8 protein-coding genes are annotated in these 15045 nt (G+C 61.4%); 2 read left to right on the top strand and 6 right to left on the bottom strand.

The window, feature by feature from the left end:
• Positions 1-152: 152 nt before the first annotated feature.
• Positions 153-3503 carry a DUF2126 domain-containing protein gene (locus ACOYYX_RS30520; RefSeq protein WP_422926478.1) on the bottom strand — a complete coding sequence of 1117 codons (3351 nt, stop codon included), beginning with the start codon at positions 3501-3503 and terminating at the stop codon, positions 153-155.
• Between the two features lie 484 nt (positions 3504-3987).
• On the bottom strand, positions 3988-5292 hold the full coding sequence (locus tag ACOYYX_RS30515) for an MFS transporter (protein ID WP_422926477.1): 1305 nt from the start codon (positions 5290-5292) through the stop codon (positions 3988-3990).
• Between the two features lie 575 nt (positions 5293-5867).
• Between ACOYYX_RS30515 and ACOYYX_RS30510 the strand changes: the two genes are divergently transcribed.
• Together ACOYYX_RS30510 and ACOYYX_RS30505 are read left to right on the top strand one after the other, a co-directional pair.
• Positions 5868-8084 carry a hypothetical protein gene (locus ACOYYX_RS30510; protein WP_422926476.1) on the top strand — a complete coding sequence of 739 codons (2217 nt, stop codon included), beginning with the start codon at positions 5868-5870 and terminating at the stop codon, positions 8082-8084.
• A gap of 195 nt (positions 8085-8279) precedes the next feature.
• On the top strand, positions 8280-9995 hold the full coding sequence (locus ACOYYX_RS30505; protein ID WP_422926475.1) for a sulfatase-like hydrolase/transferase: 1716 nt from the start codon (positions 8280-8282) through the stop codon (positions 9993-9995).
• A gap of 179 nt (positions 9996-10174) precedes the next feature.
• On the opposite strand, the gene ACOYYX_RS30500 is transcribed toward ACOYYX_RS30505, so the two are convergent.
• The 4 genes from ACOYYX_RS30500 to ACOYYX_RS30485 all read right to left on the bottom strand — a co-directional run bounded on the left by ACOYYX_RS30500 (position 10175) and on the right by ACOYYX_RS30485 (position 14815).
• Complete coding sequence (locus ACOYYX_RS30500; protein ID WP_422926474.1) at positions 10175-10975, bottom strand: nucleoside phosphorylase; 801 nt, start codon at positions 10973-10975, stop codon at positions 10175-10177.
• 140 nt (positions 10976-11115) lie between these two features.
• Complete coding sequence (locus tag ACOYYX_RS30495) at positions 11116-12495, bottom strand: BON domain-containing protein (RefSeq protein WP_422926473.1); 1380 nt, start codon at positions 12493-12495, stop codon at positions 11116-11118.
• Positions 12496-12699: 204 nt separating this feature from the next.
• The gene (locus ACOYYX_RS30490; RefSeq protein WP_422926472.1) at positions 12700-14199 is read right to left on the bottom strand and encodes a transglutaminase-like domain-containing protein; all 1500 of its coding nucleotides are present in this window, start codon (positions 14197-14199) and stop codon (positions 12700-12702) included.
• Between the two features lie 388 nt (positions 14200-14587).
• Positions 14588-14815, bottom strand: a complete 228-nt coding sequence (locus tag ACOYYX_RS30485; RefSeq protein ID WP_422926471.1) for a hypothetical protein — start codon at positions 14813-14815, stop codon at positions 14588-14590.
• Between the last annotated feature and the right edge of the window lie 230 nt (positions 14816-15045).

Here is a 15045-nt window from a genome sequence, read left to right as displayed (position 1 = left end):
GACCCAGGCTTTCGCGAGCGGCACTCTCAAAGTTCGATTCAGAGAATCGTTTGCGTCGAAGGCAGCAAACTCACAAGGCTTAAACGTGAGTGGGCATATCTAAGATATGCCCACTCACTGGCGTTAATGAACGAAAGCGCACAGGCTTGGTATTACGACCAGCGGAGGTCGAGTGTGAAAGGCGCCTCGAGGCTTCTCGCGGGCTTGGGCACGTTCAGCTTGCCCGGAGAATGGCCGAATGGGACGAACCGGGCGATCCGACGGCTCTCCGCCTCGTAGGCGTTGACTGGCATCGTGTCGAAGGAGCGTCCGCCAGGGTGAGAGACGTGATACGTAAATCCGCCTAGCGAGCGGGCCATCCACGTGTCGACGAGGTCGAAAACGAGCGGCGCATGCACCCGGATCGTCGGGTGCAAGCATGAAGGGGGCTGCCAGGCCCGATAACGGACGCCCGCCACGAACTTGCCGTTCGTCCCCGTAGGATGGAGGGGAAGCGGGCGGCCGTTGCAGGTGATGGTGTGCCGTGTATTCGTCATCCCCTGGACCTTCAGCTCGAGGCGCTCCACCGAGGAGTCGACGTATCGCACCGTCGAACCGGGGCCGGCCTCCTCTCCCAACACGTGCCACGGCTCGATGGCCTGGCGAAGTTCCATGTCCACTCCCTTGTATGCGACCTCACCAAACCTAGGGAAGCGGAACTCGAAGTGGGGTACGAACCACTCGCGTTCGAGCGGGAGACCGCTCTCCTGGAGCTCGGTGATGACGTCGGCGAAGTCTTCGAAGATGAAGTGGGGCAGCATGAATCGGTCGTGGAGCTCCGTCCCCCACCGAGCGAGCTGCCTATCATAGGGCTGATCCCAGAATCGGGCGACGAGCGAGCGGATCAGGAGCTGCTGCACGAGGCTCATGCGAACGTCGGGGGGCATCTCGAAGCCGCGCATCTCGAGCAGGCCGCGACGACCGCTGCTGCTGTCGGGCGAGTAGAGCTTGTCGATGCAGAACTCGGCGCGGTGGGTATTGCCCGTCACGTCGGTGAGGAGGTGGCGGAAGACCCGGTCGACGAGCCAAGGCTGCGTGGTGCCGTGGTCGGGGATCTGCTGGAAGGCGATCTCCATCTCATAGAGGCTGTCATTCCTCGCCTCGTCGATCCGTGGGGCCTGGCTCGTCGGGCCCACGAACATCCCGGAGAAGAGGTACGAGAGCGACGGATGGTTGTGCCAGTAGGCGACCAGGCTGCGGAGGAGGTCCGGGCGCCGCAGGAGCGGGCTATCCGCTGGAGATGTCCCACCCAGGACGATGTGGTTGCCCCCGCCGGTCCCCGTGTGCCGGCCGTCGACCATGAATTTCTCGGTGCCGAGCCGGGTCTGCCGCGCCTCCTCGTAGAGCGTGGTCGTCTGGTCGACGAGCTCGTCCCAACTATGGGCGGGGTGCATGTTGACTTCGATGACGCCGGGGTCGGGCGTCACGCTGAGATGATTGATGCGGTGATCGGTCGGGGGGCCATAGCCCTCGACCAGCACGGGTAAGTTGAGTGCGTCCGCGGTCCCTTCGATCGCGCTCACAAGCTCCAGGTAGTCTTCCAGGAGGCTCAAGGGAGGCATGAAGATGTAGAGCCGTCCGTCGCGAGGCTCGACGCACAGGGACGTCCGGACCAGCGTCGACGCGTTGGCGAACGGGGCCGACGGATCCGACTGCGGGGGACCCGTGCCGGGCTCGCGACCCTGGCCATAGGAAGAGGGCAAGGAGATTCGCCGTTGCTTGAGCAGATCCTCGAGCTTCGGCAGGGAGTCGCGAGGTGCCTGCGGGTCGAGCTCGACCACCGGCTCGAGATCCTGCGGCGCCTGCCAGGGCAAGGAGTCGAGGGGGAGCCGGAACCCCATGGGCGAATCGCCCGGCATCAGGAACAGATGACCGCGACGCAAGGCCCACGGGCCACTCACCCAGCGCCTTTGCGATCCGACCGGATCTCGACGGAGCGGAAGGGCATAACCGACGACGTGGTTCAATCCCTGCTCGAAGACGCGGGCCAGGGTCTTTCGCTCCTCCGGGTCGTCGAGCGAACGAGCCAGCGGATCGATGTCGACGGGGAGTTGTCGCTCTTTCCAGAGATAGTACCAGACGTCTTCATACCCAGGCCGGCTGTTCGCCGGGTCGACGTTCAGGGCTCGTGCTAGGGCCTCTATGAACGCTCGGGCCTGGGGGCCGGCATGTCCGTAATTGCGGGTCTCGTCGGCGTAGAGGCTGGGGTCTTCCCAGAGCGGGACGCCGTCGCGCCGCCAGTAGCACGACAGCGCCCAACGGGGTAGGGGTTCACCGGGATACCATTTACCCTGCCCGTAGTGGAGGAAAGCGCCAGGGGCAAATCGATCTCGGAGCCGGTTGAGGAGTGCACCGGCGAGGACCCGTTTGGTCGGCCCGAGGGCCGTCACATTCCACTCGGCCCCTTCCATGTCGTCGACGGAGACGAAGGTCGGCTCGCCCCCCATCGTCAGGCGAACATCCCCATTCAGGAGTTGCTCGTCGATCCGACGGCCGAGGTCGAGGATCGACTGCCACTGCTCGTCGGTGTAGGGCTTGGTCACGCGCGGATCTTCGTGGACCCGCGTGATGGACATATGAAAGGAGAATTCCGTCTCGCACTTCTCGTCTTCGGATTCTCCAGGTCGCTTGTTCCAGGTGAACGACCCGGAGATCGGCGAGGCGTTCGTGGGATCTGCCGCACAGGCGAGGGGGATGTGGCCTTCGCCGACCAGAAGGCCGGAGGTTGGGTCGAGCCCCACCCAGCCGGCTCCCGGGAGAAAGACCTCGGTCCACGCGTGCAGATCCGTGAAGTCTTCAGCGGCACCCTGGGGTCCGTCGATCGCGACGATGTCCGGCTTCAACTGGATCAGATACCCGGAGACGAATCGGGCCGCGATGCCCAGGTGCCGGAACAATTGTACAAGGAGCCAGGCCGAGTCGCGGCAGGAACCGCTCTGGAGGGTGAGGGTCTCCTCGCACGCCTGGATCCCTGGCTCCATCCGGATGACGTAGCGGACCGCCTGATTCAGGCGTTGGTTGATCGCAACGATGTAGTCGATCGTCTTGGCGTCGGAATCGTTAAATTCATCGACCAGGCCCTGGAGCAGGGGACCGGCCGGCTCCTTCTCCAGATAGCTGGCGAGTTCCCGGACGAGTTGCTCCTCGTAGCGGATCGGAACTCGTTCGGCCGTGGGGTCGAGGAAGAAGTCGAAGGGGTTGATGACCGAGAGTTCGGCGGTCAGGTCGACCTCGACCGAGAAGACATTCGTGGGCTTGGAGAAGACGAGCCGCGCCTGGTAGTTGCTGTACGGGTCTTGCTGCCAGTTGATGAAGTGCTCGGCGGGTTGGATCCGCAGCGAATAGCTGACGATCGGCGTCCGGCAGTGGGGCGCGGGCCGGAGGCGGACGACCTGGGGGGTAAGCTGAACCTCGCGATCGTAGCGGTATTCGGTCTTATGGTTCAGCGATACGCGAATGGCCATTGCAAGACTCGTATGGTCGAGAGGTACCTCGATCACAGCCCAGGGGTCGAGGGGAGCCTTGGTCGCAGACTCCGACCTCGATCTCGAGCGATGAAGGCGAGTGATTTATGCGGTTGGTTGCAACCTGGAGAATGGGCGCACGGTCCCAGATGAGGTCCGACAAGGGACCGGCCCGAGGGGAGAGATGAGAGCCCCGGACGACACCCGCAATCGGGATCCACACAGAGTTTGATAGTGTGCGACGAGGTCTCGCAAAATGCAACCGTTTCCTGAGAATGCCGCTTCTCGCGCGGCCTACAAGCCGCGCAAACACTCTCTACCGAGATTGGAATGCTCGGTTCGAGGCCGCAAACGGGATCAGAATCGTGAAAGGGAAGGGTAGATCCGGCGAAGATGGGCGGGGAGGATGTAGGATGAAAATAAGGCGGCCTCGCTGCTGGATCGAGGCCGCAGGTCAGATTGAACGAACCTAAGTCTTTGCTATTTAGAACGATTCGGCCGCGACGACGGCCTCGGTGGCCTCCTCCATTTCGCCCGGAACCGTCGAGTTCGGGGCCGAGGGAGCCGAGAAAGTGCGGAGCCGTCCGGCCAGGTACAGGCTGAAGAGCGTCGCCAGGGCACCGATGACCCCGACCCACGGGTAATTCATCCAGCGACCGCTGGAAAGCTTGACGATGATCTGTCCCCCGACATACGCCCCGAGACCACTGGCCAGGTGTTGGACGGACGAGTTCGCGCTCATGAACGTGCCCCGACGCCTGGGATCGACGCTGGCCATCACCATGGCCATGGCGCCAATCATCCGCCCGGCATTGCTCATCATGAGCAACCCAACGATAGCCACCGCCACAACCAGCGGGACGGGAGGCAACAGCGTCACGAGAAACATCAAGAGCGCCGAGACCGGGGCGACGCACCGATAGACTGTGAGTTTGCCGAAGCGGTCAGCCAGGCGTCCGATTACCGGCGCGGCTACGAGGGTCAGGGCTCCACCCGTGACGTAAATCCAGGGAAGTTGATCCTCTTTGACGTTCACGTTCGCCACGAGGTACGCCGCGATATAGGGTACGACGGCGAAGGTCCCGAACATCAAGGTGATGATAAGGGTGAAGGCGCGAACGTGATTCGGATCCGAAAGAGTTTCCTGGAGTTGCCGGATGGGAGATGCCGCCGGTTTCGAAGGATCGAGATGCTGCCGAAGAGGGGGCATGGTATACATCGCCGCAAGAAGCACCAACACACCGCAACCCGCCAGGACCAGGAACGGCCATTGCCACCCGAATTTCGTGCCGATGAAGAGCCCGAACGGCACACCCAGCACCGACGCTACGGCGAAAGCCGACATCAATGCCGCGGTCGCCGACGCGTGTCGCTGGGGAGGAAAGACATCGCCGATGATCGCCATGGCCATGCCGCCGAGAACCCCACCGAAAGCACCCGTCAGCACGCGGGCCGCCAGGAGCGTCACATAAGAATTGGCGAGACCGCAGAGTAAGGTTCCGACCAGAAACCCGCTGAAAAGCGAGAGAAACGAGGCACGTCGCCCGAACCTGTCGATAAAGCTCGCCGCGAAGAATCCGGCGATACCCGCGCTGATGGTGTATGCCGAGACGATGTTTCCAAACTTGTCTGGATTTATGTTCAACTTATCCATCAACTGCGAACCAAGCGGCATGACCACCATGAAATCCACGATGCTGGTGAACTGGACCGCGGCAAGCGTGAGGAGAATCGCCCTTTGTCGCCCTGGCGTGATTTCAGCGGTGCTCGTCGTATTCGAATGATCCATGACAATCCTTTGAAAATTCAAATGATCGAAGAATGGTCTACCAGCCGGTTCAAGCAGTCCTTGCTGAACCATCTCTCAGGTCGGGGGGGAAACGAGTGCGCATTTCTCGCGGCCCTGCGGATAATCTCCTCGGGCCCTCGTTGCTGAAGCCGGACGGATTGTCAGGCCAGTCGATCCGTCGATGCCGACGCAAATGTAGGTTTTCAATCACTTTAGAGAGGTCGAGTTGGAAAAGACGGATGAGACAGATATCGATCAATCGGGCTGTCCGCGAAGGCCTTCTACCCCGTCTCAACCGTGCCCGACCTCAAGTGATCGGAATCGAATGGTGCGGACTCGCCTTCGTCTCGGCTGACGATGAGCAAGATTAGCCAACTATAGGCACGTCGGCTGATGGGTCAAGTGTTGGAGAGAGCCCTGGAAAGTGACGGCCAGGACTGAACCATTCGCCCCCTCATCTCGACGACCGGCTCGGTCCTTGTCTGGGTGAAACGGTTCTCGGATACTCGGGCGAGTCGTTTGTTGCGCATGAATAGAGCTGAACTACCGCCGCGTCGAGGGCTGGAACCTCTCCCATGTTTCGACACCGCTCGCGCATTCGTCCTACGGCCTTCTTTCTTCTCATCGGAAGTTTCGCCCTGGTCCTCGTCAGCGATTCGCGGGCGGAGAGCCGCTCAGCGGCGGTCGATTTGACCGAATACCGCTCGGATTGCGGCGTCGAGGTGAAGGAAGGCGCCGGCAATAGCCGCCTGTCGGTATCCTGGCCCATCAATGAACGTGAACGCGGACGGATCGACCTGGACCTGAGCTCTGACAAGAATGCGCTGGTCTCCGCGATATCCTTACTCGGCGCGGGACACCGCGAAGGGGAGCCTCAGGATCAAAATCCGCTCCTGAAGAATCTGGAGCCCACCTTCTGGGTCACGGTGGGGAAGCGAGAATCTCCCCCCGACAGACCCCCGAGCATGAGCGTCTTCAACGTCTTCTTCGACTCGCCCGCGAAGCGACCTCATCAGACATTTCGCTCACGCCTGAACCTGCAGAAGGTCAAGGTGACGAGCATACCAGGGCGGGCCACGATTCGACTGGAGAAACTCGAAGCGGGGCCATTCGCGGGGGCGCTCGAACTCACGATCTATTCGAAGGTTCCATTGGTCCATGTCGCCGCAGCGATGAAGACCGACGAGGACTCTCGTGCCTTCGTCTACGACGCAGGGCTCGTCGCCTCGGACTCGATGCCGGTTCGGTTGGGATGGCGCGACACCGAGGGCAAAACGCAAGCCTTGGACGTGAAGCCGGAGGATGACGATCGCTCGATCGCCGTCAGGAATCGCACACTGATCGCCGAGACGGGCGGAGGCTCGGTCGCCTGCTTTCCGCCCCCGCATCAATATTTCTATCCGCGAGATCTCACCGACAATCAGAGCACGGTCTGGGCGGGTCGATCCCATCGTGGCTCTGCGGAGAATTGGGGATTCGGGATCCGTCAGACGGAGAAGGGCGGGGGTAATTACGTCCCCTGGTTCAATGCCCCGCCGGAGACAGTGCAGAAGATGGGGGTGTTCTTCCTCCTGAGTCGCGGCAAGACGGAGGAGGCACTCAGCCAGGTCCTGAAATTCACACGCAACGACAGCTATCCCGAAATCCCCGGCCATCTCGCGATGACCAGCCACTGGCACGTGGAGGTCGCCGTCGCGGCCATGCAGGAGATCGCCCGAGGGAAGGGGAGGTCGATCCCGGATCTCGTGAAGATGTTCAAGGATATGGGCGTCAAGATCGTCCACCTGGCAGAATTCCACGGCCAAGGTCATCCGCAAGGGCCTGAGAAGGTCCGAATCCCTGAACTCGAGGCCATGTTCGCCGAATGCCGCAGGCTCTCCGACGATCAGATTCTCTTCCTGCCGGGCGAGGAGGCCAACGTCCATCTCGGCGCCGAGGGCAAGGAAAAGCACCCCGGCCACTGGCTTTATCTTTTCCCAAAGCCCGTTTACTGGACCATGAAACGCGGGAAGGATGAGCCTTTCGCCGAGACTCGCCCCGGGCTGGGAACACTCTATCACGTGGGCAATCAGGCAGAGATGGAACGCCTCATCCGCGAGGAACATGGCCTCGCCTGGACGGCCCATCCCAGGATCAAGGCCTCGAACTGGGCACCGGATGAGTATCGTCACGAGCCGTTCTTCCGGGATAGGTCGTTCCTGGGAGCAACCTGGAAGGCGATGCCGGCGGATTTATCGATCCCTCGATTGGGCGTAAGGTGCCTCGATCTGCTCGACGACATGGCAAATTGGGGCGATCGCAAGTACGCGATCGGCGAGGTCGATGTCTTCAAGATCGACCACACGCATGAACTTTTCGGTCATATGAACGTCAATTACGTTCGATTGCCCAGGCTGCCGCGATACGATGACGATTGGAGCCCCATCCTCGACGCCCTGAGTCATGGACGTTTCTTCGTCACCACGGGCGAAGTCTTGATTCGTGACTTCCAGGTCGGCGGCAAGTTGAGCGGCGAGTCCCTCATTAGGCCGCCGAATGGCAAGGTCGAGGTTAAATTGGATCTCGATTGGACGTTTCCGATGCACCACGTCGACCTCATCAGCGGCGATGGCGAACGCATCTATCGGGATCGCATCATGCTCGATGACACCTCATCTTTCGGGCAACGAACCATCACCCGTTCCGCCGACCTGACAGGCAGGAAATGGATCCGAGCGGAGGCCTGGGACATAGCGACGAACGGGGCATTTACGCAACCCGTTTGGTTCGAAGCAGTCTCGAAGTCGGAGTGAGCCTCAGGACGGTCACTCAGGTTGATGCAGTGCAGGTCTTCTCATATCGCGGCGCGAACAAATGATGTCTGGAGATGCTAGAACGCCATGACGCTCAACTTTCGGGTTTCCATCGCACTGCTTGTGGTTCTGCTGTCGGTCGTTGGAGGTTCGGGGAGTCGAGCAGACGTGGCTCATCCCAACGTCGTCCTCATCGTGGCGGACGACCTGGGTTGGGCCGACCTCTCAGTCTATGGCAGTCGTTTTCATCGCACTCCGCGCATCGACAAACTCGCCGGCGAAGGCAAGCGATTCACGCAAGCGTATGCGGCAAGCCCGGTATGCTCGCCGACGCGGGCAGCACTTATCACCGGAAGTCACCCGGCGAGACTCCACCTGACCGACTGGCTGCCTGGACGCCCCGATTCTCCCGCACAGCGGTTGGCCCGGCCTCAGATCTTGCAGCAATTGCCGATAGAGGAGCGGACGATTTCGCAGGTGTTCAAGCGTCGAGGGTACGCGACGGCGAGCATCGGCAAGTGGCACCTGGGTGGTGCTGGCTTCGATCCCAAGGCACAAGGTTTCGACATGAATGTAGCGGGCGATGCCAAGGGCTCGCCACTGAGCTACTTTTCGCCTTATGAAAGAGGCGGTCAGACCATTCCTGGCCTGGAAAACGCACCGGACCAGGAATACCTGACGGATCGACTCACGACCGAGGCCGAACGATTCATCGAGGCTCATGCAAAGGGGCCGTTCTTCCTCTACATGCCCCATTTCGCCGTGCATACGCCACTCGTCGCCAAGCGAGAGCTCGTTCAGCACTACGCCGAATGGGACGGCACGCCGCATGGCCGGCAAGAGAATCCCATTTATGCAGCCATGCTCGAGAGTCTGGACGCGAGCGTCGGGCGGGTTCTCGATTGCCTCGACCGGCTCAAGCTGACCTCAGAAACTATCGTCATTTTTACGAGTGACAACGGCGGGTTGGCCACGGTCGAAGGTCCGCATACTCCCGCGACGATTAACGCTCCCTTGCGGGAAGGCAAGGGCTGGCTCTACGAGGGAGGCATCCGTGTTCCCCTGATCGTCAAATGGCCCGAGAAGATTCAGGCCGGTATCGAGTCGACCCCCGTCTGGAGCGGGGACCTCGCCCCGACTCTCGCGACTCTTTGTGGCCTCGATCCCTTCACGGGGTCGGATGGCGTCAGCCTCGTAGGGTTGCTGACCCAAGGCGAAGCACTCAAACCTCGCCCTCTGTACTGGCACTATCCCCACTACAGTAACCAGGGAGGTCGGCCTGGCGGGGCGATTCGGGTGGGGAAATGGAAGTTAATCGAGTTCTACGAAACCGGTCGGCGGGAATTGTTCGACCTCGAGCGCGATCCGGGCGAATCGACGAACCTCTCCGATGTATCTCCCGAACGCGTGGAGGAACTGGGCTCTCAGCTCAAGGCCTGGCGGGACGGGGTGAAGGCACAAACTCCCGCGCCGAACCCGGACTACTCCCCGAATCGCCAGAAAGATGACGGGAACATCGTCCTGCCCGCGAGCACGGCTGAAATCCACGGGATCATGCTCCGCTACGAACCGCTACCCCATAAGAACACGTTAGGCTATTGGGTCCGTGCCGATGACTGGGCCAGTTGGGAATTCGACGCGATTCGCCCCGGCGACTACGAACTCGAAGCACTCGTCGGTTGCGGAACCGGGAGTGGGGGGAGCAGCGTCGAGTTTCGCCTCGGCGACCAAGTTCTGAAACTCACGGTGCCCGAGACCGGAGGATTCCAGAAGTTCCAGTCGCAAAACATCGGGCGACTCTCGATCCCGAAAGCCGGGCGGTACCAACTCGAGGTTCGTGCGATCGCCAAGCCGGGAGTCGCCGTGATGGATCTTCGTACCGTCCGCCTACGACCCATTGAATCGAAGTAGGAGAGGCTCAAAGACTTAGGAGTTACGCAGTAGTGGACGTTTGTTCGTGAAAATCGGCCCATCCGTGGAGAGCTTGCGACCTTTGGGATTTCCAGGCTGTTTCCGGAGCGGCCCAACCGATCGAAATCAACGGACAGGCGAACACTACTGCGTAACTCCTAAGACTCAAAAAATACAAATCAATCAATCTGGCCGATGGCCTCGGCGGTGAAGGTGGCCAGGCGATCGGCCGCCTCCTGGGCATGCTCGTGCAGGGCCCAGAAGTCCTTGATGCTGGAAGGGCGTTTCCACAGGGCCCGAAGTGCGGCGCCGACGCGGTAGCTGCCGGACTGCGTGAGCATGCTCACGACCTCGGGAGGGAGGTCGCTTCGAGCGTCGTCACTCACCACGCGGATCGAGAGGAACCGGATCGAGCGTTCGCTGCACAGCGAGGCGACGGCGCTCGACTCCATGTCGACGATATCGGCCCCGGTCCGGCTGCGTAGCTCGGCCTTTTCGGCAGCGGTCGCGATGATCTGGTCGACGGTCAGTAGCTTGCCGGTGTGGACCGACCTGAAGCGGGAGTCGGACGGGATCGCAACATCGATCGCAAATCTCCCGCTTTCGAGGTCGAGTACCTCATCGGCAAGGACTAGGTCCAGGCGGGCCAACTCGGGGTTTAACGCGCCAGCAAACCCGACGGAGAAGATCCAGCGGGGCCGATGCCCGTCGAGCAGCAGTTGCGCGCCCTGGCGGATCCTCTCGCTGCCCATCCCCGCGATGATGACCACTACGAGCTTGGACCCCAACTCGCCTTCGATGATCGTATGCTTCGGACCGGAATATTTGCGGACCTTGGCGAGCCTGTCGAGCAAGAAGCCGACTTCGATTGATAAGGCCGCGACGATCCCGACGTCGGCGGGCAGCGGAGCAGGGGCCGCGTTATTAACCCTCGTTTGTCGCGACTGGGTGTAATCTTCCGAAGACTCGGTCGTCGTCATTGGGGGCGGCTCAGCCGGGCCTAGACCTGCTCATCTCGAGCGAGACGCCGAGTTAGAGGCCGACGTCCCGTGGCCCGATTGTATCACGCGATCCTCAGGCATGAAGTCATGGCCGCCCCAAACCGCTTTCCGGCCATATCTCATTGATCGACGACCACCTCGGTCGACAGGCGGTAGCCTCTCAACGCGGGCATCGAACGCAGGATCGCCTCCAGACGCATCCGATCCTCATCGCGCCTGATGTTGCCCTGGATCTCGAGGGACTCGCCGTTGAGATCGACCTTGTCGATGTGGGCGAGGTCACCGACTTGACGGCGGATCTGGGCGGCAAGGTAAGGCTCGACGTCTTCGGGGCGGCCCTTCTGGATCAGGGGATTTTTGCTCTCGCCGTCGGGCACGACGAACTCGAGCCGGTCCACAACTTCCTTGATGCCCGGTGTCTGCTGCGCAGCTCGATAGGCCAGCATCGCTTCGTAAATGCTCGGAACCTTACCAGAGAGATAGGCGATGCCATCACGGGACGTGATGCGCACCGGGAGATCGGCAAGGGCTGGACGTCGGCCAAACACCTGGCGCAGTCGAGCCGTCAGATCGTTCTCGGCGACCGGCTCGATGGGCTCACCGGCGGGGGCGGGCTTGTCCGCGTCGAGTTCCCGGAGGGCGGGCGCGGCGGGCTCGGGCGGAGGTGGGGGCGTGTTGTCGGTCTTGGTATCCTGGACATCGATGAGATTCACGACCTCGGTGATACCCGGCGTCTGGGCGATCTTCTGGCCCACGGCCACGCGATCGGCGAGCGTGGGGACGGTGCCGCGGAGGACGGCCTGCCCCTGAGCATTGAGGGTCATCTCGACCGTACCGTCCTTACCCTCGGCGCCCATCGGGATGGCGACGGGAGCCGAGCCGTTTTGAGTGGCCGCGGGATCGTTGGGCTGCTCGTAGGGATTCGGAATCGCTGGGTTCACACCCTGGGAAAAATTGCCCTGCGGAGGCGTGGTCGCCAGCGATTCACGCATGGTGACGGATCGCCACCAGGGGGGATAGCTGATGATCGGGGGTTCGAAGCCGTAGAAAGGATCGTCGAGGCGGCCGAAGAGGGGTTGGGGATAGATGTAGCCAGGGCTCCCACCCATCGCGGGGATGCCCGCGGCGTAAGGAGCGGTGAGAGAAGCGACTCGGTAGACCTCGTTCGTGTCAATCTTCAGATCGTCCCGAAAGGGGATCCCCAGTTCGATGGCGATGCGAACGGCCACGTCGTGAACTTGACGCGTACCGACCCTGCCCGAGAGGACGACGCGACCTTCCTTGCTCGTGGAGGTCATTATGCGGTAGGGAGCCGTGACGGGATTACTCTGCAAGGCTCGGAGCAGAGTGATATCCGAGCGCTCTTGAGTGACAGCGGCCTGGCGGGGGTTGTTCGCGGGGAGATTACGGTAGATGGATTGCTGGGCGGCGGCAGGGAAGCCGGGGATCAATCCGAGGCCGCTGAGGACGGTCAAGATTCCTAATCGATGCCGAGACATGGTGCGTCAACCTCCTTGGCGGGCCTTCCCTTCGCGGGGGGGAAGTGCAAGGAAGGCCACCTACCTGGCAGTCTACGAGCCGCACCAGAGACCGACAAGCCTCTGCAACCATGCTTTTCGGACCACGGCTCCGGAGCCGCATTACTGCGACTCGGGGCCGCGGGTGGAGGGACGAAACGTTCGGCTCGCGACCAGGACACCTGGTTATCGCAATTCGAGCGTCTCTATCGACAGCTTGCCGATGACTCGGATGACGGCGAGCATCGACTCGACGGGGGAGACGCCGTCGAGGCTCGACTCGTCGAGCTTGACGTGGACCGCGTCGACCGCCGACTGGTCGAACGCCGCGTCGATGGCGACCCAGCGATTGTTCACATAGACTTCATTCCACATGTGGTAGCCGAAGCCGCCGAGCCGATCCGCATAGACCAGGCCGATCACGACCTTAGTCGGAATCCCCTGGGACCGGCACATGGCCGCCACGAGGACGCTGTGCTCGGTGCAGTCGCCCGAGAGGTTCTCGGCGACTTCACTCGCGGGGGCGAACGCCGTCTTGAAGTTCTTATCCGTCAGCTTCGTCGCGACCCACTGCTCGATCTTGACCGCCTTGTCCCACGGGGTCACCGCGCCTTGGACCGCGTTCTGAGCGAGGCGGACGACGTTGGAGTCCTGGCTCGTGATCATCGCATTGGGACGGAGGTAGACGGGATCGACCGGCTGGGTCGAGGCAGTACCTTCGTTCGGGCCCGCGGTCTTGATCTCCAGGATCGCGCTCTTGGAGTTCTTCTCCGGCTTGAGCGTCTGTCGACGGTCATTCGGGAAAACCTTGGTCGGATCCTCGTCGGTCAGCGTGACCCGATAGATGATGTGCTGCCGCTTGTCTGGCTGGTCGATCTTGTTTGCGATCCTGACAATCGAAGCCTGGAGCAGGTTGAACTCGGCCGTATCACCGGCGGTGGCCCCTTCGCGGGTGGTCCGGTAGTATTCCATGCCCCCCTGCTCGCGGAAGAGATCGCTGCGGGTCTTGAGGACCTGTCCGCCGGAGTCGACCCAGAGGGTCGCGTCGCCGCCGGGGAAGGGCCTGCCATCGATCTTGAGCTGCTGATCGATTCGGAGCAGGGAACGCTTGCCGTCGCCGAGGAGGACCTGCTCGGGGGCCTTGGCCGTCAGTGTGCCCTCGCAGACCTTGTTGACGTCGGGGATGTAGAGTCGGAGCGTCCGGCTCTCGCCGGGCTTCATCGGCTGACGCGAGAGGCTTTGCTCGGCCGCGTAAGGGCCGCGGACGTCGGAACTCCAGGGGATGACCTGCTCCTGCGTCTGGCCGCTCCCCTCGAGGATGATCTTCATCTTATTATTGATGACGTCGCCATGGATTCGCATCTCTTGATTGCTGGCGAGCGTTCGGTGGTCGAGCCTGAGGACCTCGCCGGCGAGGGTTTCAATCGTGCCATAGGTCGTCCGCATCGTCATCGTGTCGTTTTCACGCTTGATGCGGAATTCCTGATCGACTCGGACACGAAGGAGGTCACGTCCCCGGTCCTTGACTGGTGTGACGCTGACGTGGATAAAGCCGATCTTCTTCCCGCCGACGTAGATCGCGTCCCACGAGTCTTCGGACTTGCCCGCATCGCCCGCCGCAAACCCAAACTGGCCCAATCCGGCCAGGAGTATCCCCAGGGCCAAGGCCTGACACACTGGTCGCATGAGTCTCAACCTTTCCGTAAAGCGACGCAAACCCGATCGCCCGGCGCACGAGGAGCGACAGGGGAACCGAGCCTGGTGGCGAGCTTCGAGTTACCTTCCTTGAGGCTGCGCAAGGAGACACAGAGTCGATTGTACTATGCTCGAAAAACGCCGGTCGCTCAAGTTCAGGGGTTGAGAATCGGACGAGCGAGGGAGGGCAGTCTGATGAGGGTGGGAGAGGTGTGCGGCTCAGGGGGGAGTGTACCGCCCGGGGGTCATGATCGCATGCCAGAGGCCGAATCGTGAAGGGATTCGGAATCTGCGATGGGAAGATCAAAGCCCCCAGACGCGGATGAGCGTAACAACTTTGGCGCGAATTCAAATCCGGTCTTAGACAAACGCAAACGTATCAACCAACCACAATCTTCTCATGCAAACGGTCGCCCGAGAGCAACTGGAGGACGCCGTGGAGGGCGAGTTGCCGGGTGTGGTGCGACGGGGCACGCCCGCGGACCACCAAACGACCAGCAACCTCTTCAACCGACAGATTTCGGATCCGGCCATAAGTCGATTCTCGGATTCGACTTTCGACTCGCTCGGAGAGCGTGGGCTCATGATCCGACGTTTCAAGCAACATACCGTCCGACTCCTGAGTTTCCAATAAAGGCTAGGTCGGGTCCTATCTGCAAGGCAAATGGTCAAGCATAACGAATTCGATTGCCTTGATCGGTCGGACAGGTCTTATCCTGGTATAATTCGATCACAGATGCAAGCAGAATTTTCGAGAATCATCCGCCGATGGATCTTCGGTTTTGAGACTCTCTTGAATTCAACTTCTTCCTACTTTTCGCAAATCCTGCAGGATCG

The organism is Singulisphaera chitinilytica, assembly GCF_049331405.1.
Classification (GTDB): Bacteria; Planctomycetota; Planctomycetia; order Isosphaerales; family Isosphaeraceae; genus PoT.
This window is presented reverse-complemented; position numbering and strand designations above follow the sequence as displayed.

Excerpts from the sequence above, each read along its gene's own strand:
- ACOYYX_RS30515 (WP_422926477.1), bottom strand. The coding sequence starts at position 5,292 with ATGGATCATTCGAATACGACGAGCACCGCTGAAATCACGCCAGGGCGA.
- ACOYYX_RS30500 (WP_422926474.1), bottom strand. The coding sequence starts at position 10,975 with ATGACGACGACCGAGTCTTCGGAAGATTACACCCAGTCGCGACAAACG.
- ACOYYX_RS30490 (WP_422926472.1), bottom strand. The coding sequence starts at position 14,199 with ATGCGACCAGTGTGTCAGGCCTTGGCCCTGGGGATACTCCTGGCCGGA.
- ACOYYX_RS30510 (WP_422926476.1), top strand. The coding sequence starts at position 5,868 with ATGTTTCGACACCGCTCGCGCATTCGTCCTACGGCCTTCTTTCTTCTC.
- ACOYYX_RS30520 (WP_422926478.1), bottom strand. The coding sequence starts at position 3,503 with ATGGCCATTCGCGTATCGCTGAACCATAAGACCGAATACCGCTACGAT.
- ACOYYX_RS30485 (WP_422926471.1), bottom strand. The coding sequence starts at position 14,815 with ATGTTGCTTGAAACGTCGGATCATGAGCCCACGCTCTCCGAGCGAGTC.
- ACOYYX_RS30495 (WP_422926473.1), bottom strand. The coding sequence starts at position 12,495 with ATGTCTCGGCATCGATTAGGAATCTTGACCGTCCTCAGCGGCCTCGGA.